We start from the raw sequence: 20507 nt of genomic DNA, 5'->3' as shown, positions 1-20507 counted from the left end.
CTGGCCAAGGCGCGCGGCCTGTCCGACTTCGCCGCCGATCCGGCCGGAACCTTCATCTTCCGGTTCGAGCCGGCCAGCGTGGTGCGGCGGCTCAGCCCCAGCTCGCGCCTGCTGGGCACGCCGCTGGTGCCGGTGGTCTACCGGATCGACATGCGCGACCCGAACAGCCTGTTCGTGTCCCAGGCGTTCCGGATGCGCAACCGCGATCTGATCTACGTGTCGAACGCGCCGTTCACCGAAGTCCAGAAGGTGCTCACCGCCTTCAACGGCGTCACCGGACCGCTCGCCTCCGCGGCCACCGCTTACACATACACGAAGTAAGCGCGGCGCAGACTTTTCAGCGATCTGCTGATCTGATCCCTCTGACGGCTGGGAAGTCCGTTAGAGCGACTGCCCGCCCGGCCAAGCGCCGCGGCGGGCACTTTATTTTCCAGCGGCCTGAAGCGCACGAACCTGCTCGAGATCTATGCGGGCGATAAAAACAAAGTCGGTGGTGATCAGCGGATGATGGTCGCCGCTACCGCTGCAGGTCACGCTCAAGATCGGCTCTGACTTGCCCCTCATGTTCGTCCTGACGCGGACGACCTCCGTCTCTCCCGAATGAGGGTCGAGTACTACGTACCATCCCGGCTGTTTTGGCTTCTCTTCGGATCGAATGGGTGTAATCATGAGTGTCGTCTCCTCGTCCCCGCTCAAGCTGTATAATGCAGGCGTCGTACCAATCCCGAATTACAATCTGGTGACCTGGTCTTGCGTCCTGCGCGCGGACGTGTAGCGCTCTATCCTTCACGATCTGAACGGACCCTGAGCCCGGCCCTCAGCCGCGGCGGGCTTTGTCGTTTCGGAAACCATTCGGCCGTACCGCCACGCCATGTCCGAGCTTCCGTCTGCCGTCACCTCCTGGCGCGACCAGATCGAGCGCCTGTCCGAGCACGCCTCGCCGTGCCGGTATCTTCTGCCGACGAAGTGGCCGCCCATGCGGGCGAACGCGCTGGCCTTCATCGACCAGTTCGGCGCCTAGGCGCACCAGTTGGGCTGGACCGCCGAGCAGCTGTTCGGCGTACATCCGGAATACAGCTTCCTGCGCGTGGAATATGCCGGCGCCCTGATGGTCAACGCCAGCCCGGCCGTCGGCGTCGAGCCCGACCGGATCGTGTTCGAGCGCTTCTCTGGCTGCAGGACGAAGCCGGGTCAGACCTGGGGGCCGATCAAGGCCGCCCTGCAGCTAAGTCGCGGCGTCTCACCGACGCGAGCCTATCGAGTAATGCCAATGAATATGCTGGGCGGCTCCATCAGGCATGATAGGCCTGCTTGATCATCCCCCTTAGCTGCTCCGCATCCTGCCCCTTGGAGCGATGGACAAAAACATAGTTATGATCTTCAATAGTCCCCATCACATCGTAGGCATTGCTAGTGAGCAGCTCCCGGCACTTTTCGAACTCATGCGGAAATAATTCTATGTAAAGCGCAGGAGCGCAACGATTAAAGGTATCTAGGCCGCCCTGCAGCATAGCGAAGGTATGGCCCTCGACGTCTATTTTTGCGAAATGCACGTTGCGAAATTTGTAAGAGTCTAGGGTCCGGATCTGGATCGCTCCCCCGCCATCCTTCCTGGAGTGAACGGTGGCCTGCATCCGATTCGACGGGATCGATACAGGGTCGCCGGAACCGCTCTCCGCACCTAGAGCGATCCTGTGGGTCTTTACGATCTTGCCGAGATTGTTCAGGCTCACATTGCGTTCGAGTATGTCATATGTTTCGGTGATTGGCTCAAACGCCTGGATAGAAGCCGCACCTGCAAGCTTCCCCCAGAACACGCTGTGATTGCCCACGTTCGCCCCGATGTCGAGGATGTGCTTCCCAGCGACGAACGGAGCCAGCACCTCCACCGTTTCTTGATCCCAAAACGTTTCGTTCATGAGATAGTGGGTTTGAATGTGATCCACGCTCGCCCGGGGGATGTAAAAACTAACGGGCGCCGTTCCTTGATAATAGAAAGTAATCACGTTCTTCGGCTCTAACAGAGATATTTTCTGTAGTCTGAGTTGCCCGAGCGTATAATTGTGAGTCCATTCGATATATGGCTTCATAAACTCGAGCAGGTCAATAATTTTATCGAGCTTCTTGTCTTCTTCGCTCACCAATATCTCCGCAATTGCATGGCCGACCATACTTCCGTGTTGCCCGAAGGGCTACACCTACTGCTGTAGCCGAGCACCTATATCATCAACCTCTCGTTGCGGATCTAGACGACGGCACCGCGCCGCCTTCTGCACACCTAGAAATCGGTCCGAAGGGCTGCGGCAGATCTCGCCTGTGATCTGCGAGGATGTCGGGGCAAGCCCGATCTTAGCCGACGCAGGATGTTCCGCCGGCCAAGCCATTAACGCGTCGAGCCTTCTCGGGGCGCATGGCGCGCGTATGTCCAATCGCATACCAAGCCTGCCATGCGCTTCGAGATCCGATCTACCGGCCGCCACCTCTGGACGTGGGTGCTGCTCGATGCGGTGCACATGACGGCAATGGAATCGGACCGGACCTTCCGGTCCGAGGCCCAGGCATCGGCAGCAAGCGATTTTCGTCGCTCTTCAGCACCTTCTGACCGGGCCGGCAGTCGGCCCATCAGGAGGGCCGGCACATGCCGTTCAGCGAGCCCAAGGAAGGCATTATCAGGTACCCGCGGGGGCAGAAATGGAGTGAGATCGGCCCGTGGCTGGTCAACGTCATCTCGAGCGCAGGCATCGGTCTGCCGGGCGTACGTATGGCCGCACTATTGGCGGATGCCTTCAATTCAAAGACCGCCGCGTGCTGGCGTACAAACGGCCGAATGGCCGAGACCCTTGGGGTCAGTCCGTCAGCCGTGATCGAGGGGCTGCGTCAGCTTGAGAGGAACGGACACATCACATCTATCATGGAGCCGCGCAATGGCAAGTTAATGCGGCACCTCTACCCGAAGTGGAATGAAAGCACGGCCAGGCGTGAGGTGCGTGCACCGCACGGTGGCGTCCCCAAAGGCACCAAACCCAAGGTGAGCCCGGCGGCCGTCGTTGGTGAAGCTACTGCCGTGCCGAAGGCCGCGACAGCTTCAACCTATGAGCCTGCGCGCCGTGCGGAGGACCAAGGCCGGAAGTCCAGTACGCGCCGGAGCACCTCGCCGGATCCTGGCTCGCTCGTTGTCCAGCTCTCCGAAGGTGGCATGCCCTACCTGAAGAGCGACTTGGAAGAACTCGTCCGTCAGACGCGCTTCGTTGGCCTGAGTCTACGCAAAGCGGGGACCGAACCGGCCCCTGTACAGGGGACCGAACCACGCCTGGCCGGGGGGACTGAACCAGCACTGGTGGGGGGCTGAACGGCGGCAGGGCGAGGGCGCCGAGGTTCAGCCCCCTTTAATCCTGGAAAAATCCGCACATCAATCCCTCACTCCTATCCAGGCCGCTCCCAAAGCGAAGGATCCGCGGCCGGCTTTCGATGGGAGGAATGATCGGACGGATGTGATTGGTTGTAGCCATCCCGGTTGCCGCCACCCGGCCTCTTACGTCTGCGAGGCGATCGGTGTGACGTTCTGTGTTCGACACCGCGGCACAAGCAATCGGACAGTGCCGATCCCGCGCGCAATGACGTGATAGATGGCCGCCAAATGGGCTGTGGGACTCGGCGACCGCAATCGCGCTAGGCGCCTTTGCGACGTCGGCCCCGACCAAAACCTCGCTATACTGCGCCAAGGTTCGCTCTTCTGCGGGGAGAATCGGCTCAACCAATCTCCATTTGAAGGCGCAGTGTAGGGCGAGTTCCCGAGCTGCGGACATACGAGCTTAAGCTTGAGACAACGGAACCGCCCTTCGACCGGCTCCGTTGAACAGGGTAGTGGGAGCAAGACTTCAACGGCGGCACGATCTCGCGTGAGGCCATCTACCAACCTCCGCCAATGTGCTGGCGCGGCAGCGCGCAAGTTCCGGATCGAGTGCCATGGGCTCTTGCGCCCGCAGCGGCGCTGCGAAGGCGCGCGCCTCGCTCACCGTTCGGTCGTTCTCCAAAAAAGCAGCTTAGACGGGTGCGGTCAGGAAATGTCTCTCCCGCTCCGGTGCATCGTCGCCCAATTGGAACAGGCGCGTCGCCTACCGCAGATTGGTGCCGTACCGTGGCGGAAGCGGAACTGGGCCTAGCGGATGCGCCCCTTAGTTTGGCAGCGCGGGCCCCTACCGCCACGACGACGCCTGAGAAGCAGAGAGTGCGTACCTCCTGCCAGAGTCGGCTCGCATTGCCCTCGCCTTCGCGTAAATGCTGGGCAGGGCAGGGGCGATTTGAGTCGGTAATGCGGCCCTGCTCACCCCAGCGTGCCATGTTGGTGCCGCGTCCTTGCGCAGCCAACGTCGGATAGCGTTGCCGACGCCATCGAACGGATTTGGACCAGAGCGGGCACGGGCCGAGCAAATGCCGCGATAGGTAAATGTGCTTCGTCGCGACGCTGCGATGCGTAAAGTTGGGCTCGGCGTGGGTTCCGCTTGCACAGACGTGCATCACGTTTCCGCGCGCCGTCCCGGAGGAGACACGGCGGTAACCATTCGGGCGCATGCCCCTCGGAGGAAGCCTCTGAGCCGTCATGACCAGCCAACAACCGACGATGCCCCGCCCGCTGACGGCGGCGCCCCACATCCTGGAGACGACGATCCTTGCCGCGCGGGTCGCGGCGCCGGCGGCCTGGGATGCCGGCGCCGCGATGGTCCGAGCCGCCGCGGCGCCGAAGCCCCGCCCGCCGGCGCTCCGGCTGCCGCTCGCCGCCTAGCAGCGACCACGTCCGCCCCCGGGACCCAGCAGGGCTCACCGCGGCGAGCCTTTTTTCGTGCGCGCCGCCCTCGCCCCCGGGGCGAGACGGATTTTCCGGCCGGGGACGGATTATCGCGCCGCGGCGCACGTCAACATCCCAACATGCCAAGGTTGGAGGAATTCTCAGGTCCGCCGGCTCCGCCTCTTCCAAGGGGTGTGCCGGGTGATGCGCGGGCGACGGCCCGTCACGGGGTGGCGCGCCGGCCGCGAAGGCCTGTCACCGTGGTTGGCACAGATTTCGAAATAATGTGATGGAGCGGCCAATATAATCTGCGTTCAGGCACAGATTTTTTCGCTTGCATCGCGCATCTTTTCTGTCAAAACGGTGAAGCTTATCTTCTGGATTGGAGTTTATACATGCGTATGCTTGCAATCGGCGCCATCCTCGCCATTGTCGTGCCGCTCGCAGCGCAGGCCCAGGAGGCCGGCGATGCCGCCGCCGGCGAGAAGGCGTTCGCCCCCTGCAAGGCGTGCCACAACTTCCAGAAGAACGGCGTGGGCCCTGACCTGAAGGGCGTCGTCGGCCGCAAGGCGGGCACCTACGAGGGCTACAACTACTCCGCCGCCCTGAAGAATTCCGGGATCACCTGGGACGAGGCCAACCTGCACGAGTGGCTGAAGAACCCGAAGACGAAGGTGCCGGGCAACAAGATGATCTTCCAGGGCATCGCGGACGACAAGAAGATCAACGACGTCATCGCCTACCTGAAGTCCCAGTCCTAAGTCGGACAGGCCCCGGGCCGGCGCGGCGCGAGATCTCCCGCCGCGAATCGATCGCGATCAACCCCGCCCGGTTCGGCCGAGCAGGGATCTCCACGCTGTATTCAAGTATTGTCGAAAAAATATTCTCGGTTCGCCGTCGCGAGAGCTTCCCTTCGCGCACGATTATGTTACTCCAGGCGCAGTCGCTCGGCGTAACGCACCGGGCGTCCTCAACCTTCAGCCCCGCTGGCAACCGCCGCGCGGGGCTTTTTCGTGGCTCAGCGCCCGCTGCCGGAGAACAGGCTCGACCCAACGCTGCCGGAGAGCTGGCTCGGCGTTCCCAGCTGCGTGCCGTTCGGGCTGGTGTCCAGGCTGAGATCGGGCGACACGAGGCCGCCGGGCGCGGGGTTGGTCGACTGGGCCGGCTCGAAGGCCTGCCGGCCGCCGGCCAGCGGCGTGATGACCCGCTCCTGTCGGATCGTCGTCTCACAGAGCCCCTGGCAGATCGGAACTGTCAGGTCGGTCTCCTGGCAGATCGCCTTCATCTCGCCGCGGATGCACGTGCAGCGACACAGCGCGGAGGCAGGGGCGGGCAGGGCCAGCAGGGCGACGGCGAGCATGAACGAGCGCATGATGATCGATCTCATTGCCCGCGACAGGGCGACCGGCCCTCATAGCACGGCGCTCCCCGGAGCTCGAACGTTCGGGTGCGTGCTGTCAGTCCCATGAGAGGCGGACGCTGAAACCTTAGGCGCCACTAAGCCGCCGTCACGGCCAGCGACCATCCGCGCGTTCCTCCGGTCGGTCCGTCCGATCGGTCAGACCGACTCCGGCGCCGGGCGGGCCGCTCGATCAGCTGGCGGTCACGCGGCGGTAGCTCGCCGCGAAGGCCTCGGCGGCCTCGCGCGTCAGGTCCGTCACCACCAACCCGGCGGTGTAGACGGTCCATCGTCCGTTCTGATCTTCCGTGATGCAGATCTCGGCCATCGGTCGCCTCCACTCCACGACACAACAAAGCCGAACGAAGCTGACGAGTTCCTGAACTGCGCCGGACGATCAGGAGGCCAGCGTGCCCTCCTCCCGGAGGATGCGGACGGGCCGGAAGGCGCGCGCGGCGACCTCGGCCTCGACCCAGACGCGGGCCGTCGCGGCCGCGGAGTGATCGGTGAAGGCGGCCGGGCGCGGCGGCCATTCCGACCCGGATTGGACGACGTAGCCGCGTGTGCCCGCGGCGCACGGGCCGACGTAGCCGAAGACCTTGCCGGTCCCGTCGACAAGGTCGGTGCAGTGGACCGGCCCCTCGATCCAGCGGAGATCAGGCATTGTCACGCCCCATGGTCTCACCCCGTGCGCAGTCCGGGCCAGCGCTCCGCGCGGGCCGATGTGAGTCGACGCCGGCGCGGGCCGCCCCTATACGCGCCCGGCGGCCGGATCGTCATCGGCGCCTTCTGAGCCCGCAGAGGGATCCGGCGTGGCGGACAGCGTGGCAATCGTCGGCCTGGGCTATGTCGGGCTCCCGCTCGCCCTGGCATTTGGCCGGGCGCAGATCACGATCGGCTACGAGCGCGACGCCGACAAGGTGGCGGCCTACCGGGCCGGGCGCGACCCGGCCGGCGAGATCGACGCCGAGGCGTTCCGGGCCGCCGCGCACCTCGCGATCACCGATGACCCGACCGCGTTGCATGCGGCGGACGTGATCATCGTCACCGTCCCGACCCCGGTCGATGCGGCCCAGAGCCCCGATTTCGACCTGCTGATCCGGGCCTCCGACCTCGTCGGGCGGCACATGCGGCCGGGCGCGACCGTGGTGTTCGAATCCACCGTCTATCCCGGCGCCACCGAGGAGGTCTGCATCCCCGTCCTGGAGCGGTCCTCGGGCCTGCGCTGGAAGAGGGATTTCTTCGTCGGCTACTCGCCGGAGCGGATCAATCCGGGCGACCGGGAGCACAGCCTCGCCAAGGTGGTAAAGATCGTCGCGGGCGACACACCCGAGACCCTGGGGCGGCTCAGGGCTCTATACGGATCGATCATCGAGGCGGGGCTCCACGCCGCCTCGTCGATCCGGGTGGCCGAGGCCGCCAAGGTCATCGAGAACACCCAGCGCGACCTGAACATCGCGCTCATGAACGAGCTGTCGCTCATCTTCGACAAGCTCGACCTCGACACGCAGGAGGTCCTCGCGGCCGCCGGGACCAAGTGGAACTTCCTGCCGTTCCGCCCCGGGTTGGTCGGCGGCCACTGCATCGGCGTCGACCCTTATTACCTCACCCACAAGGCCGCGATGATCGGTTACCACCCGCAGGTGATCCTGGCGGGGCGGCGGATCAACGACAGCATGGCGGCCCACGTGGCCCGCAGCACCGTGAAGCGGATCGTCCGGCGCGGCGCCGCCGGGCGGGCGCGGGTGATCGTCCTCGGCCTGACCTTCAAGGAGAACTGCGCGGATCTGCGCAACTCGAAGGTGGCCGATCTCGTGCGGGAGCTGGAGGAGTTCGGCTGCGCCGTGTCGGTCCACGATCCCCGCGCCGGCAAGGCGGAGGCCCGGGCCGAGTACGACATCGACCTCGTCGACTGGGCCGACCTGCCCGCCGACGCGGACGCGGCCGTGATCGCGGTCCCGCACCGCGACTATGCCCGGCTCGGGCCAGAGGCGATCGCCGCCCAGGTGAAGCCTGGCGGCCTGATCGTGGACGTGAAGGCGCTCTTCGAGAAGGCACCATTCGCGCGGCTGGGCTACGAGGTGTGGCGGCTGTGACGGCGGCCGCGCCGGTGCCGGGAAAGCGGCGAGACGCGCGGGCAGAAACGCGGCAAAAATCGCGGCAAGAAACGCAACAAGACCCGCGATCATCCGGACGACGAGGGAACACGCCATGGACGAGACGGGCCACGATCACCGGCAGCCCGCGCCCAGCGACGCGGCGGCGCTCGCGGAGCGGCACGCCCGCTACCCCGATGCGCAGATCCGCACCATCCTGAACGGCACGCGCACGATCGCGCTGGTGGGCGCCTCGGCTAACCCCGCGCGCCCGAGCTGGATCGTCCTGAAATATCTGCTCGACCGCGGCTACGCAGTGACACCGGTCAATCCGGGTCTCGCCGGCCAGGATCTGCTCGGACGCAGGGTGATGGCCTCCCTGGCCGAGGTCCAGGCCGCGCTGGGCGACCAGCCGATCGACATGGTCGAGATCTTCCGCAATTCCGCCGCCGCCGGACCCCTGGTCGGCGAGGCGCTGGCGCTGACGCCGCTGCCGAAGGTGATCTGGATGCAGCTCGGCGTGCGCGACGATGCCGCCGCCGCCCGGGCCGAAGCATGTGGGCTCACAGTGATCATGAACCGCTGTCCCAAGATCGAGTACGGCCGTCTTTCCGGCGAGATCGGCTGGACCGGGGTGAATTCCCGGATCCTCAGTGCGAAGAAGCCAGTGCTCGCCGCCCGCGGCGTCCAGAAGCTCACCATCGCGGAGCGGGGCCGGCGCACCGACAGCTAAAGGTATTCTGATACCTCATCAGTTAAACGGTTCAAAAATCTGGATTTTTTGCGACACTGCATTTCGCTATTGACCGAACCCGCGGGTCCGTCTATGCACCCGGCACCGCCGCCGCGTGTGCCACACGCGGCGGCTCGTTTTTCGGCACCCCGATGTCCGCGGATCCCGACGCGTCGGGGGCCGGTCCGTCGGAACCCCAGGGATTTGGCTATGAAGACCACCTCGCTGAAGCCCGCCGAGGTCGACAAGAAGTGGATCGTGATCGACGCGGAGGGCCTCGTCGTCGGCCGCCTCGCGTCGATCGTGGCGATGCGCCTGCGCGGCAAGCACAAGGCTGCCTACACGCCCCACGTCGATTGCGGCGACCATGTCATCGTCGTCAATGCGGACAAGGTGAAGTTCACCGGCCGCAAGTACGTCCAGAAGCGCTACTACTATCACACCGGCTATCCGGGTGGGATCAAGGAGCGCACGGCCAAGTTCATCCTCGAGGGGCGCTTCCCCGAGCGCGTGGTGGAGAAGGCCGTCGAGCGCATGCTGCCCCGCGGCCCGCTCTTCCGCCAGATCCTCGGCAACCTCCGCGTCTACAAGGGCTCCGAGCACCCGCATGAGGCCCAGCAGCCGCAGGCGCTCGATGTCGGCGCCCTCAACCGCAAGAACGTGAGCGCTTGATCATGGCGACCCTGCAATCCCTCGCCGACCTCAACCGGTCGAACACCGGCGCGGTCGATCCGGCCAACGAAGCCCCCGTCCACGTCCAGAAGCTGGACGCGCAGGGCCGGGCTTACGCCACCGGCAAGCGCAAGGACGCGGTCGCCCGCGTCTGGATCAAGCCCGGCAACGGCACCGTCACGGTCAACAAGCGCCCGGTGGAGACCTATTTCGCCCGTCCGGTGCTGCGCATGATCCTGCGCCAGCCGCTGGAGATCGCCGGCCGCGTCGACCAGTACGACATCACTGTCACCGTGGCGGGTGGCGGCCTCTCGGGCCAAGCCGGCGCGGTGCGCCACGGTCTCTCGAAGGCGCTGACCTACTACGAGCCGGAGCTGCGCGGCCCGCTGAAGCGCGAGGGCTTCCTCACGCGCGACGCCCGCGTGGTCGAGCGTAAGAAGTACGGCCGCAAGAAGGCCCGCCGCAGCTTCCAGTTCTCGAAGCGCTGATATCCGGTCACACCGGTGTCACGGAGAGGGCGGTTCCTGCGGGAGCCGCCCTTTCGCGTTTTCAGGCCGCGGCGTGGTCGTTGACAGGCTGTCGCACCGCGCGCACCTGATCCCCAGCCGCGGTGCCCGACTCGGGCGGCAAGGCATGTTTGAGAGAGCGAGACGGACGATGTCTGGCGCAGGCGCGACGAAGCCCACCGTGTTCATCGACGGCGAGGCCGGCACCACCGGTCTCGGCATCCGCGAGCGCCTGGAGCGCGACGGGCGGGTCGCCCTGCGCAGCATCGCGCCGGAGCATCGCAAGGATCCGGCGGCGAAGCGCGCGCTCCTCGCCGAGGTCGACCTCGTCGTGCTCTGCCTGCCGGACGAGGCCGCCAAAGAGACCGTGGCGCTGGCTGACAGCCTGCCCGGCGGTGGTCCCCGCGTCCTTGACGCCAGCACCGCGCACCGGGTCGCGGAGGGCTGGACCTACGGCTTCCCGGAGCTGACCCGGGAGCAGGAGGCGGCGGTGGCCCGCGCCCGGCGGGTCGCCAATCCGGGCTGCTACCCGACCGGCGGCGTCGCGCTCCTGCGCCCGCTGGTGGAGGGCGGCCTGATCCCGGCCGACCATCCGATCAGCGTCAACGCGGTCAGCGGCTATAGCGGCGGCGGCAAGAGCATGATCGAGGCCTACGAGCAGGGCACGGCGCCGCCGTTCCAGCTCTACGGCCTCGGCTTCGCCCACAAGCACCTGCCTGAGTTGCAGCGCTACAGCGGGCTGACCCGGCGGCCGATCTTCGTGCCGTCAGTGGGTAATTTCCGGCAAGGCATGCTGGTAAGCGTGCCGCTCCACCTCGAGACGCTGCCGGGCCGGCCCACGGCGGCCGACTTGGAGGCCGCCCTGCGCGCCTGGTACGCAGGCCAGCCCCTAGTGCAGGTCGTGCCGGGCGCCGCCACCGGTGCGCACCGCGAGAAGATCGAGCCGGAGGATCTCAACGACACCGACCAGCTGGAGCTGCGTGTGTTCGGCTCGGCCGAGCACGGGCAGGCGGTGCTGGTGGCGCGCCTCGACAATCTCGGCAAAGGCGCCTCCGGGGCGGCGGTGCAGAATCTCGGGCTGATGCTCGGGCTCGACGCCTGAGCGGATCATCCTGGCGCGCCGGCTCAGGCCGCCGGGGGTGGATCGAGGAGCACCCAGAGCCGCGCGATTCGGCCGTCGACGATCTCGGCCGCATCCGTCCCGGTGATCGCCACGGGACCGCCGGCCGGGCCGGCCTGCCAGAGGAGCGTGCCGAGCCCGTGATGCCCAACGGCGCTTCCCACAGGCGTGAAGCGGAAGGTCGGGCCGAACTGTTCGAGGAGCCGGCCAGCGACCTCCGCGATCGCGGCGCGGCCCCGCACGACGTCGGCCGGCTCGAACATCACGGGATCGTCCACGAACAGGTCCGCGAGTGCGGACGCGCGGAGGGCACCGTCGCGCTCGTTGAAGACCCGCGCGAGGTTCTCCCGGAGCAAGCGATCGTAGTCGGGCTCATCGCCGGCCCGGACCACGGCTTTTTCCTCGGACATGAACGCTCCCTCGCACCGACGCGGCCCTGACCAGTGGAGGATACGCGAGGCTCCCGCAGAACACAGCCCGCGCGATCGACGGCTGGTACAAACCTGCATCGCGGCCTATGCGACCCCCGGCCCGCCGCTTCCGCCGGCGGCAAGGATTGAGGGCGATGCGCGCGCAGGCACTCGGTGAGACGGAGGTCGACCTGATCGACCTCACGGCGGGACGATCGTGGCTCCGTTCGGATCACGCGCCGCTGCCGACCGGGGTTACCCAGATCCAGATGGATCTCGGCCTGCGCTTCCCGCTCCATTCCGTCCGTATCGCCGGTGACATGGCTGGTCCGCGGCCCGGCCTTGCCCTGTCCGACGATGGAGAGGTCTGGCGGGAACCGGTCCTCGACGCGGTCCCCGCTTGCACAGGTGCCACGGCCCTGACGCTCGCACCTGGGGAGGGGGCCTGGGCACGCCATGTCCGGGTCACGGCAACCGGAGCGCAGGGTCAGGTGGTGCGAATTCTGTGCGCGCAGGCCGATTTCGACCTCATCGTCCTGCGGCGCGTGCTGGACGTGCCGTTCGACATGGCCGACGAGCGGCCCGGCGCGAACCCCTACGTCTCCTACCGCCTCGTCAGCGCCGAGCGGCCGCGTTCCCGCGCCCTGGTCGGGCTCGCGCTCTACGAGTGCGGCGCCTTCGGCAACTGCCTGATCCAATTGCTGCTCGCCATCGGCATCGCCCGCAATCTGAACCTGAAATATATCAAGCTCCCGGCCGCCGACCGGAGCGAGGTGATCGGCCTGACCGGCCCCCTGACCTGCGGCGGCCTCACCTTCATCCCCGGCTCGGAGCCGCTGCCGGAGGCGGGCGCCTTCCTGTCGGGGATGTATTTCGACCTCGGGATCCAGCAGCTCGCCGGCCCCCTCGGCCCCGACGAGACCCGAGACATCGTGCGGACCTGCATCCGGCCGCTGTTCAACCGGCTGCCGCGGGACATCCCCGCCAAGCCCGACGACGAGCTGCTGATCCACATCCGCTCGGGCGACATCTTCAGCACCTGGGTGGCGCCGACCTACCCGCAGCCGCCACTCGCCTTCTACCAGATGGTGATCCGGCGCCTCCTGACGGAGGGCCGCATCGCGCGGATCAAGATGGTGTTCGAGAACCGGCTCAACCCGGTGATCCCGGTGCTGGAGGCCTGGATCACCGCGCTCGGCGTGCCGCTGACGACGCAGAGCGGCACTCTCATCGACGACGTCACGGCACTGATGAACGGGCGCTACCTCGTCTTCGGGCTCGGCACCTTCGGACCGGGGGTCTGCCAGCTCTCCGAGCATGTCGAGCAGGTCTTCTACTTCGCCTCCGGCTGGCCGCAGCATTTCAAGAGCATCCCGACCATCGGGCGGGTGATCGAGGTGCTGGACGTTGCCGGCGGCTACACGAAGGTCGGCGAGTGGGACAACTCGCCCGAGCGCCGCGCGCTGATGCTCGAGTATCCGGCCGAGAAGCTCGCGTTCGACGACGCCTGAACCCGGCCGCGCCGCGGCGCCTTGCCGAAGCCGGCAAAACCGGTGACAAGCCCTCGAGCCACCGCCGGAGGACAGACTTGGCCAGCGCTGACCCATCCTCGGAGGCCCTGCGCGTCAACGCCTTCGACATGCACCGGGCCGAGGTTCTGATGCGGCTGCGGCGCCGGTTCCGGCCGCGCCACACCACCCTGGTCAGTTTCGCCGCCAAGTACCACTACGTCGAGAGCCAGCGCCGGCTGGTGGCCTCGGCCGCCGCCACGGGCGATTTCGACACGATCGAGAGCTGGTCCCCCGACCGGCTGCGCGCGACGCCGTTCTACCGGGAGCACCGCGAGATCCTCGACCGGTCCCGGGGCGCCGGCAACTGGGCCTGGAAGCCCTACGTCATCGCCGAGGCGCTGGAGAAGCGCCGCGACGGCGACTTCGTCGTCTTCAGCGATACCGGCATGCAGGCGGTCGGCGACGACCCGCTGCCGCCGGTGGCGCCGCTGCTCACCTGGCTCGACGGCTCGGAGCGCCGGGTCGCCGTGGGTGTGCTGCACGGGAAGCCGCAGCGGGCCTGGACCAAGCGCGACTGCTTCGTGCTGATGGAGTGCGACGCGGCGCGCTACTGGGATGCCGACCAGATCCAGGCTTCCTGGATCGCCTTCATGGTGAGCCCCGCCACCCGCCGGCTCGTGGCCGAGTGGCTGCGCTACGCGGGCGATCTGCGGGTCGTCACCGACAGCCCGAATCAGATGGGCCTGCCGGATCTCGAGGGCTTCATCGACCACCGCTTCGACCAGAGCATCCTGTCGAACCTGATCTACAAGCTCGACCTGGAGATCCCGCCGCTGCGCCAGCCGTCCAAGCAGATCCGGACGCTGATCGACGAGCTGGAGATGGACACGCTGGTGGCGATGCGGCCCTCCGAGAACATCGCGCTGGGCAAGACCTGGACGGCGAGCTCCGCCTCGCCCTGGTCGGGCACCACCGGCATCTACGGCGAGCGCACCACCGGCGACCCGTCCTTCTTCTTCCACACCGGGCTCGACCGGAACCCCTGGTTCGTGCTCGATCTCGGCGCGGTCGAGCGGGTCTCGGAGATCCGGATCTACAACCGCTGGGGGCAGCTCAGCGAGCGGGCGCAGCTGATGCGGGTCTGGCTGGGCGAGACTGACAACGACTACAGCCTCGTCTTCGACGCCGTGGACGCCCACTGCCATCCCGGCCTGCCCCTCCACCTGCGGTTCGACAACGCGCGGTTCCGCTACCTCAAGATTGATCTCGACGAGGAGCAGCACCTGCACCTCGACGGGATCGAGATCTTCGCGGCGCGCTGACGCCGCCCCGGATCGCGACGGCATGAGCACGCCGATGCAGGACAAGCCGCTGTTCCCGTTCGGGCCGATCCTGTTCTTCGGCGATTCGGTCACGGCGGAGCTGGTGGCCGAGACACCATCTCTCTTCTCCGGACCCCAGACGGTCGCGCGCGGAATTGCCGGCCAGTCGACCCGGGACATGGGACGCCGGCTTCGCTCCGACATCGCCCTCTACGGAGCCCGTGGCCTTCACCTCATCGGCGGCCGCGACGACATCCTCAGCGGCAAGGCCGCGCCGTCGCTGGACAGCATCGTGGCCGACTTCACCGCGATGCTGCAGGACGCGCGCGACCTCTACGTGCGGACCTGGGTCGGCTCGATCCCGCCGGTGGATCCGGCCGCGCCGGCCGCGGCCGGCTTGCCCATCCCGCTCATCGGGCAGGTCAACGCGTGGCTGCGCGATCACGCGCAGGCGTACGGCGCGCAGTTCATCGATTACGACGCCGTCCTGGCGACCGGGACGGGTGCGCTCAGGCCCGCTTTCAGCGACGACGGCGGCCGGCTGAACGCCGCCGGCTACGCGGCGCTCAGGGACGCGATGATGGCGGCTCTGACCGCCCCGGGTGTCGAGCAGATCTGGGCCCCGCCGGAGAGCGAGGACGCCGCGCGTCGGCGCAAGTTCCTGCACCATTTCGGCTATCTCGATTCGAACACGCGCTATCCGAGCCCGTTCATCCAGTTCGCCGGCAAGCCGGGGGCGACCCATTACGGCGTCCCGTTCGACGCGGACGGCTTCCTGAACGCCGTCCCAATCGGCGCGCGCAAGCCGGAGGGCGAGACCCGGATCCTGGTCGTCGGCGACTCGACCACGATCGACGGCGGCGACATCGCCAACACCCTGCCAGGCCGCATCGAGCGGATCCTGCGGGCGGGCGGGCTCGACAGCGCGAAGGTCTACAATTTCGGGGTGATGTCGAGCTGCCTCACGCAGATGACCCACCTGATCTGGTCGCGCCTGATCACCTACAGCCCCGACGCGATCCTCGTGCTCAGCGGCAGCACCGACCTGTTCCAGCCCTGGACCTACGATCCCCGGCCGGGCCACCCCTACAACGCCTTCATCACCCAGCGGCTCTACGACCACTTCTTCGACACGCACGATCCGCGGGCCCGCGAGGACGGCCTGTCCTACGAGGCGCTGATCACGCTGATCTACGAGGAACTGAAGCGGCTGCGGGCCGAAGTGGGCTGGCAGAGCCCCGGCTGGGAGGACGCGATCGTCCACCATTACGAACTGGCGGCGCACCGGCTGACCAAGCTGTCCCACGACCACGGGGTGCCGATCATCAGCGTCCTGCAGCCGACGATCCTGCGCAAGCGCCACCTCACCGAGGTGGAGCGAGGCGTCGCCTCGGGGGCGTTCCTGGCCTATCTCGACCGGCAATACGCCAAGCTGGAGGCGTTCACCGCGCAGCTCGCGGCGCGGCGCCCTTACCGGCGCACCTTCACGGCCCTCGACCTCAGCGGCATCTTCCGCGACCGGGAGGAGGGGACCTTCTACGACATCGTCCACTACGACGATCCCGCCCGCGAGATCGCCGCGACGCGGCTGGCCGCCGAGATCCGCGGCGCGCTGGACCGGGCCCGCGCCCGCATGCCGTTAGCGCGGGCGAAGCGGCTGTTCAGGGGTCCACGGCGCTAAGACTGCATCCGAGGGCGTTGAAACGGGGCTGCGGCGTTGCGCTTTGCGCAGGTCCCCGCTCGCGATCAGCCCTGCTCGGGCACCCGCTTCACCCGGTGGGTGAAGATCACCGAGAGCCAAGGCACGACCTCGTGCTCGACCTCGATGGAGAGCAGCACCTCGAGGTGGAGCGCGTAGGGGAGGGTGAAGCGGAAGCCGCAGCGGGCCTCCTCCATGGTGGTCGGCATGTCGCCAAGCACCGCCGCGATCACGTCAGGCCGGTGAACGTCGACGGGAATGCGCTGGACCTCACCGTCGATCTCCGCGACCAACGTCACCTTGGCGCGGCTCGCCGAGACAACCCAGCCGGACAGCACCACTTGCCCGTCCTGGATCTCGGCCCAGATCCGGTCCTGGGGGGCTTCGAGATTGGCGCGGGCGAAGGAATCCGACAGCTCGCCGTCGAGTTCGGCCACGGTGCAGCCGACCTCGTACTTCTCGAAGCCGCGCCCCTCGCCGAAGATGCCGGCGAACTCCTTCTGGTACTGGGCGATCCGGGCGTTCTTGATGTCCTCCGGCAGGCCCGACCACTGCCCCTTCTCCTGGACCGTGTAGACCGAGAGCAGCTCCCGCAGGAACGCGATCCGGCCCTTGTCGGCGACGTAGAGATTCATCAGCCAGTCGGCCGCCGAGGCGTTCGCGTAGTAGGCCTCCGGCACCCGACGCAGGGCGTCGGCGCGGTAGAAGCAGCAGGAGAAGTTGGCGGTCAGCGGCGAGTTGGCCAGCACCGGGAAACTGATCGTTCCGGTCGGATAGCGGCCCTGTTCGTCATGCGGCAGGTAGGAGCCGGTCGCCGGGTAGTGGAGCAGTACCCAGTTAAAGCACATGTCCAGCTTGCGGTCGTTGCGCAGCATCCGCATCTGTATGGCGATCTTGCGGTCGGACAGCCAGTAATCGTCGGCCTCGCAGAAGGCGATGTACCGACCGGTGCAAGCCGAGAGGCAGTCCTGCATGTTGTGCAGCATGCCGAGGTTCTGCGGCCGGGGCCGCACCGCGATCCGCTCCGGATCGCGCGACCGGTAGCGCTCGACAATCTCGGCGGTGCCGTCGGAGGACTTGTCATCGCCGATCACGACCTGCAGGCGGAACAGCCCGCGCTGGCCCAGCACCGCGTCGAGGCAGCGGCCGATATCTGCGGCGTGGTTGTAGGCCGTGACGATGACGCTGACGGTGAGCTGCTCCATCAGCCACGCGCGCAGCGCCTCCGGCTCGCCTGAAAGGTCATCCGGAGCGTCGAGGCCCATGTCGCTCAAGGCGTCCCGAGCGATATCGGAATTGGCCTCGATCAGACGCCCGAGGCTCGCAACATCTTCCTCGTCGAGATAGGCCTCGGCCAGCCGGCGGAAGATCGCCCTCTGCGACGCCTCGTAGCCCGCCGCGTAGCGGCCGCCGAAATGCCCGCGCAGCTTGCGGAAGAACGCGATCTCGGCATTGCCGAGCTTCTTGTGCCGGGCAAGTTCGGTGGCGTAGGTCGCCCACATGCCGGCGGCGTGCTTGCGGTAGACCGCCATCACCTCCGGCAGGAAGCCGATGCGCCCGACCTCGGCGTGCATCAGGTGGACGTACCAGTCGCCGGGGGCGATGCCCTCGTCGAACACGAACGCTTCCTGGCCGTGGTAGCGCCAACGGTAGAGCACGCTGTTGGTCTGGACGAAGTTGTGGGCCACGAGGTCGGACAGCGACGGCTGCGGGCTGCACTGCTTCGGGTACAGCTCCTCGACCCCCAGCATGTCCTCGTAGACGACGCGCACGCGGTGGAAGCAGAGGGTGAATTCCGGGCGCGCTCGCAGGAAATCGACCTGTTTCTGGAGCTTGCGCGGGTCGGTCCAGTAATCGTCACCCTCGCAGATCGCCACGAATTCCCCGCGGGCGCGCGCCGTAAGGTCGGCGAAGTTCTTGTTCGGCCCGAGATTCTCGCTGCGCAGGACCGCCACGAGGTTGGGGTGGCGCGCAGCGTACTCGGCGATGATCTCGGCGGTCCCGTCCGTGGAGCGGTCGTCGCCGACCAGCAGTTCGAAGGGGAAGTCCGTGGTCTGGCCGAGGATGCTCTCCAGCGTCTGCCGGATGAAGGCCGCCTGGTTGTAGCTGATGCACAGGACCGAGACGACCGGCCGGTTCCAGGCCGGCGCGGGCTGGGTCTCGGCGCGCGCCCGGATCCAGGCCGCGAAGGGATTGACGAAGCTGCCGTTGAACGTCTCGTCCGGCGGCGCGGTGAAGTCGGCCCGGGGACGGCGCCCGAGCCGGGCACCGTACTTCACGTAGTGCTCCAAGGGCGACAGGTCGGTCAGGCCGACATCGGGATAGCGCGTCGCGTACCCGATATGGTCGAACAGGCCGCTGGCGTAGATCGTGGCGAAGTCTTCCTGCCACGGCTCGAGCGCGGGCGCGGCCTCTCCTGCACCGTCCTGCATCGATCAGATCCTTCGAACGCGCGTCAGCGGGTCGCTTTCCCAGACCAACCCCTCAGAGGGTGCTAGGAAGGCGTCCTTCCTCGGAGCCGTGATTGTAATAGTGCTGCGTCGGGTCGGCCCCGGCATTCGCGACGTCGTCGTTGCATGCGAGGTAGAACTGACGGTCGAACAGACCGGACGTTTCCAGCCAGCCGAGCATCGTCGCCTCGGGCACCACCGGTGCGCGGTCGGGAACAGCTGCAGCGGCCTCCCGATAGAGGTGGGCGAACCGGGCGATACGAGCTGCAACCTCCTTGGCAGCAGGCCTGCGCACCGAGGAGGCGACAACGCTCGACTGCTCGCCGGGGCGTCGGCGCTGTAGATCGGCCTCGGCCAATCGCACCAAGCGGGCGAGTTCGCCCTGCGCCTCCTTGAGCCGTGCCTGGGTCTCGGCGAGCTCGGCCCGCAGCGCTTCCACGTCCTCGCTCAAGGTCGGCTCCGTCTCAGTCACGGGGCCCGACAGGTCTCGGGCACGCAGCCGTCAGCGGGATCGGCCGGTGGCCGGCGCGTCAGGGCGCCCCAGTCGGGTTGCGGCCGGCTGTACGATCGCCTCCGGGAGCGGTCAACCCGGCACCCGACGGCGCGGCTCGATGCCCGCACCTGCGCTGATGGAACACGGCATCGACCGACGATACGGATCACCGTCCTGACCAGCCAACCGCTGATCTCTCACGCCGCCAATTCAAAGGCGTCTTCAGCCTCGGCCTCCGGACGCGGAAGCCGCCGGCCGATCACCAGAAGGAGGACGGTGGGTAGAACGAGGATCAGGGCAATGCCGAGGATCCCGATATGCCCGATGAGCCGTCCGTAGAGGCCGCCGGTGACGCCGTCGTGCCAGGACATCACCGCCATCCCGGCGGCAGCGGCGACGAGGAGCACGGGGATCTTGAACCACAGGGGCCAGGGCGCGCGCTGGGTCCGAACGGGCGCCTGCGCAGTGGCCTGCGGCGCCGCGCGCTCCCGCTGCGCCAGGAGCGCCTCGATCTGTTTCTGGAAGTCCACCTGGAGCGGACTGCTCGGGTCCAGGCCGCCGTTTCCCGAGGCTGGCTCGGCCTGCGGCCGGGCCTCGTCCAATCCGTCCGCCAGGGGACCCGGGATCGCGGCTTCGGCGGCGACCATCAGGCGCGCCTCGTGCCTGCGCATGAACAGCCACAGCGCGACGGCGCCCAGCAGGACGAAGGCCAGCAGCCCGAGGCCGACTGGCCCCATCACGTTCTCGATCGAGCGGCCGCATAGGAAGGCGCCGAACCCCATGATCGAGGCCCAGGCCACCCCGCCGAGGGCGTTGAAGGCGAAGAAGCGGCGCGCATCGAGCTTGTTCACGCCGGCCAGGACCGCCGCGTAGGCCCGGAGCATCGCGGTGAAGCGGCCAAAGAACACGATCTTACCGCCGTGTCGACGGAAGAGGTATTGGCCGAGCTTGAGGCGTCCGTGGTCAAGCCCGATCAGGTGACCCTTGCGTAGGAGCAGCGGCAGCCCCCAGCGGCGGCCGACCCAGTAGCCGGCATTGTCGCCCAGGATGGCGGCGATGGCGGCGATCGCCACGACGATGGCGATATTGATGTTGCCGGTACTGCCGGCATAGGCTGCCGAGGTCAGCAGCACCGTCTCGCCGGGCAGGGGCAGCCCGGCGCTCTCCAGGGTGATGATGACGAAGATCGCCAGGTAGCCGTAATGCGCGATCAGGTCGGCGATCGGTAGATCGTGCAGGAAGGACATGGGGTTTCCTCGCGGATCGATGTCGCGCGCTGTCGCCGACAAACGTGGCCGCTCCGGGGCGAC

The 20507-nt window shown here is 67.3% G+C and carries 20 protein-coding genes and 2 pseudogenes; 14 read left to right on the top strand and 8 right to left on the bottom strand.

Translation table 11 applies throughout. The features are described 5' to 3' along the window. The 3 genes and pseudogenes from CIW48_RS29460 to CIW48_RS33710 all read left to right on the top strand — a co-directional run. Nucleotides 1-321, top strand: a pseudogene (locus CIW48_RS29460) (sugar transporter); the annotation flags it as partial. 550 nt (nucleotides 322-871) lie between these two features. Continuing rightward, nucleotides 872-1021 carry a hypothetical protein gene (locus CIW48_RS33715; RefSeq protein WP_197739396.1) on the top strand — a complete coding sequence of 50 codons (150 nt, stop codon included), beginning with the start codon at nucleotides 872-874 and terminating at the stop codon, nucleotides 1019-1021. A gap of 9 nt (nucleotides 1022-1030) precedes the next feature. Continuing rightward, nucleotides 1031-1315 (top strand): hypothetical protein, encoded by a 285-nt coding sequence (locus tag CIW48_RS33710; RefSeq protein WP_197739395.1) that lies wholly within the window; start codon nucleotides 1031-1033, stop codon nucleotides 1313-1315. On the opposite strand, the gene CIW48_RS29450 is transcribed toward CIW48_RS33710, so the two are convergent. Beyond that, nucleotides 1293-2141 carry an FkbM family methyltransferase gene (locus tag CIW48_RS29450; protein WP_173009443.1) on the bottom strand — a complete coding sequence of 283 codons (849 nt, stop codon included), beginning with the start codon at nucleotides 2139-2141 and terminating at the stop codon, nucleotides 1293-1295. The genes CIW48_RS33710 and CIW48_RS29450 overlap by 23 nt on opposite strands. A gap of 497 nt (nucleotides 2142-2638) precedes the next feature. Between CIW48_RS29450 and CIW48_RS33585 the strand changes: the two genes are divergently transcribed. From CIW48_RS33585 to CIW48_RS29435, 3 genes are all read left to right on the top strand, one after another. Next, on the top strand, nucleotides 2639-3349 hold the full coding sequence (locus CIW48_RS33585; RefSeq protein WP_173009442.1) for a hypothetical protein: 711 nt from the start codon (nucleotides 2639-2641) through the stop codon (nucleotides 3347-3349). Nucleotides 3350-4600: 1251 nt separating this feature from the next. Then, entirely contained in the window at nucleotides 4601-4783 is a 183-nt protein-coding gene (locus CIW48_RS29440) for a hypothetical protein (RefSeq protein ID WP_149313960.1), read from the top strand. 398 nt (nucleotides 4784-5181) lie between these two features. Further along, entirely contained in the window at nucleotides 5182-5547 is a 366-nt protein-coding gene (locus CIW48_RS29435) for a cytochrome c family protein (protein WP_149313959.1), read from the top strand. Between the two features lie 257 nt (nucleotides 5548-5804). On the opposite strand, the gene CIW48_RS29430 is transcribed toward CIW48_RS29435, so the two are convergent. From CIW48_RS29430 to CIW48_RS29425, 3 genes are all read right to left on the bottom strand, one after another. Then, the gene (locus CIW48_RS29430) at nucleotides 5805-6158 is read right to left on the bottom strand and encodes a hypothetical protein (protein WP_246695472.1); all 354 of its coding nucleotides are present in this window, start codon (nucleotides 6156-6158) and stop codon (nucleotides 5805-5807) included. A gap of 220 nt (nucleotides 6159-6378) precedes the next feature. Continuing rightward, entirely contained in the window at nucleotides 6379-6513 is a 135-nt protein-coding gene (locus tag CIW48_RS34650; RefSeq protein ID WP_281407403.1) for a hypothetical protein, read from the bottom strand. A gap of 69 nt (nucleotides 6514-6582) precedes the next feature. Next, a complete protein-coding gene (locus CIW48_RS29425; protein ID WP_149313957.1) occupies nucleotides 6583-6849 on the bottom strand; it encodes a hypothetical protein in 267 nt (88 codons plus the stop codon). 148 nt (nucleotides 6850-6997) lie between these two features. Between CIW48_RS29425 and CIW48_RS29420 the strand changes: the two genes are divergently transcribed. The 5 genes from CIW48_RS29420 to argC all read left to right on the top strand — a co-directional run bounded on the left by CIW48_RS29420 (nucleotide 6998) and on the right by argC (nucleotide 11294). After that, nucleotides 6998-8281, top strand: coding sequence for a nucleotide sugar dehydrogenase (locus CIW48_RS29420; protein WP_149313956.1), 1284 nt, complete (start codon nucleotides 6998-7000; stop codon nucleotides 8279-8281). 115 nt (nucleotides 8282-8396) lie between these two features. Beyond that, nucleotides 8397-9014, top strand: a complete 618-nt coding sequence (locus CIW48_RS29415; RefSeq protein WP_149313955.1) for a CoA-binding protein — start codon at nucleotides 8397-8399, stop codon at nucleotides 9012-9014. A 210-nt stretch (nucleotides 9015-9224) separates the two neighbouring features. After that, nucleotides 9225-9686, top strand: coding sequence for a 50S ribosomal protein L13 (gene rplM / locus CIW48_RS29410; protein ID WP_043356851.1), 462 nt, complete (start codon nucleotides 9225-9227; stop codon nucleotides 9684-9686). Nucleotides 9687-9688: 2 nt separating this feature from the next. Further along, nucleotides 9689-10174, top strand: a complete 486-nt coding sequence (rpsI, locus tag CIW48_RS29405; RefSeq protein ID WP_091782848.1) for a 30S ribosomal protein S9 — start codon at nucleotides 9689-9691, stop codon at nucleotides 10172-10174. Between the two features lie 169 nt (nucleotides 10175-10343). Next, nucleotides 10344-11294, top strand: a complete 951-nt coding sequence (gene argC / locus CIW48_RS29400; protein WP_149313954.1) for an N-acetyl-gamma-glutamyl-phosphate reductase — start codon at nucleotides 10344-10346, stop codon at nucleotides 11292-11294. Nucleotides 11295-11317: 23 nt separating this feature from the next. Here argC and CIW48_RS29395 read toward each other — a convergent pair whose 3' ends face one another. Next, a complete protein-coding gene (locus CIW48_RS29395; RefSeq protein ID WP_149313953.1) occupies nucleotides 11318-11722 on the bottom strand; it encodes a nuclear transport factor 2 family protein in 405 nt (134 codons plus the stop codon). 155 nt (nucleotides 11723-11877) lie between these two features. Between CIW48_RS29395 and CIW48_RS29390 the strand changes: the two genes are divergently transcribed. From CIW48_RS29390 to CIW48_RS29380, 3 genes are all read left to right on the top strand, one after another. Beyond that, on the top strand, nucleotides 11878-13233 hold the full coding sequence (locus CIW48_RS29390) for a coagulation factor 5 8 type domain-containing protein (protein WP_149313952.1): 1356 nt from the start codon (nucleotides 11878-11880) through the stop codon (nucleotides 13231-13233). A gap of 77 nt (nucleotides 13234-13310) precedes the next feature. Next, the gene (locus tag CIW48_RS29385; protein ID WP_149313951.1) at nucleotides 13311-14555 is read left to right on the top strand and encodes a discoidin domain-containing protein; all 1245 of its coding nucleotides are present in this window, start codon (nucleotides 13311-13313) and stop codon (nucleotides 14553-14555) included. Between the two features lie 22 nt (nucleotides 14556-14577). Beyond that, nucleotides 14578-16236: a GDSL-type esterase/lipase family protein gene (locus CIW48_RS29380; protein ID WP_149313950.1), complete on the top strand. Its 1659-nt coding sequence runs from the start codon at nucleotides 14578-14580 to the stop codon at nucleotides 16234-16236. Nucleotides 16237-16301: 65 nt separating this feature from the next. Here CIW48_RS29380 and CIW48_RS29375 read toward each other — a convergent pair whose 3' ends face one another. The 3 genes and pseudogenes from CIW48_RS29375 to CIW48_RS34325 all read right to left on the bottom strand — a co-directional run. Then, nucleotides 16302-18686, bottom strand: coding sequence for a glycosyltransferase (locus CIW48_RS29375; RefSeq protein ID WP_149313949.1), 2385 nt, complete (start codon nucleotides 18684-18686; stop codon nucleotides 16302-16304). 52 nt (nucleotides 18687-18738) lie between these two features. Then, nucleotides 18739-19155: a hypothetical protein gene (locus CIW48_RS29370; RefSeq protein WP_149313948.1), complete on the bottom strand. Its 417-nt coding sequence runs from the start codon at nucleotides 19153-19155 to the stop codon at nucleotides 18739-18741. A gap of 653 nt (nucleotides 19156-19808) precedes the next feature. Next, nucleotides 19809-20444, bottom strand: a pseudogene (locus CIW48_RS34325) (DedA family protein); the annotation flags it as partial. Nucleotides 20445-20507: the final 63 nt, after the last annotated feature.

Origin of the sequence: Methylobacterium sp. P1-11, assembly GCF_008329595.1 — a bacterium.
GTDB lineage: Bacteria > Pseudomonadota > Alphaproteobacteria > Rhizobiales > Beijerinckiaceae > Methylobacterium.
The sequence above is the reverse complement of the archived record's forward strand: the minus strand, read 5'-3'. Positions and strand labels throughout refer to the sequence as shown.

Excerpts from the sequence above, each read along its gene's own strand:
- CIW48_RS29425 (WP_149313957.1), bottom strand. The coding sequence starts at position 6,849 with ATGCCTGATCTCCGCTGGATCGAGGGGCCGGTCCACTGCACCGACCTT.
- CIW48_RS29390 (WP_149313952.1), top strand. The coding sequence starts at position 11,878 with ATGCGCGCGCAGGCACTCGGTGAGACGGAGGTCGACCTGATCGACCTC.
- CIW48_RS29375 (WP_149313949.1), bottom strand. The coding sequence starts at position 18,686 with ATGCAGGACGGTGCAGGAGAGGCCGCGCCCGCGCTCGAGCCGTGGCAG.
- CIW48_RS29430 (WP_246695472.1), bottom strand. The coding sequence starts at position 6,158 with ATGCGCTCGTTCATGCTCGCCGTCGCCCTGCTGGCCCTGCCCGCCCCT.
- CIW48_RS33715 (WP_197739396.1), top strand. The coding sequence starts at position 872 with ATGTCCGAGCTTCCGTCTGCCGTCACCTCCTGGCGCGACCAGATCGAG.
- argC (WP_149313954.1), top strand. The coding sequence starts at position 10,344 with ATGTCTGGCGCAGGCGCGACGAAGCCCACCGTGTTCATCGACGGCGAG.
- rplM (WP_043356851.1), top strand. The coding sequence starts at position 9,225 with ATGAAGACCACCTCGCTGAAGCCCGCCGAGGTCGACAAGAAGTGGATC.
- CIW48_RS29415 (WP_149313955.1), top strand. The coding sequence starts at position 8,397 with ATGGACGAGACGGGCCACGATCACCGGCAGCCCGCGCCCAGCGACGCG.
- CIW48_RS29395 (WP_149313953.1), bottom strand. The coding sequence starts at position 11,722 with ATGTCCGAGGAAAAAGCCGTGGTCCGGGCCGGCGATGAGCCCGACTAC.
- rpsI (WP_091782848.1), top strand. The coding sequence starts at position 9,689 with ATGGCGACCCTGCAATCCCTCGCCGACCTCAACCGGTCGAACACCGGC.
- CIW48_RS34650 (WP_281407403.1), bottom strand. The coding sequence starts at position 6,513 with ATGGCCGAGATCTGCATCACGGAAGATCAGAACGGACGATGGACCGTC.
- CIW48_RS29440 (WP_149313960.1), top strand. The coding sequence starts at position 4,601 with ATGACCAGCCAACAACCGACGATGCCCCGCCCGCTGACGGCGGCGCCC.
- CIW48_RS33585 (WP_173009442.1), top strand. The coding sequence starts at position 2,639 with ATGCCGTTCAGCGAGCCCAAGGAAGGCATTATCAGGTACCCGCGGGGG.
- CIW48_RS29435 (WP_149313959.1), top strand. The coding sequence starts at position 5,182 with ATGCGTATGCTTGCAATCGGCGCCATCCTCGCCATTGTCGTGCCGCTC.
- CIW48_RS29380 (WP_149313950.1), top strand. The coding sequence starts at position 14,578 with ATGAGCACGCCGATGCAGGACAAGCCGCTGTTCCCGTTCGGGCCGATC.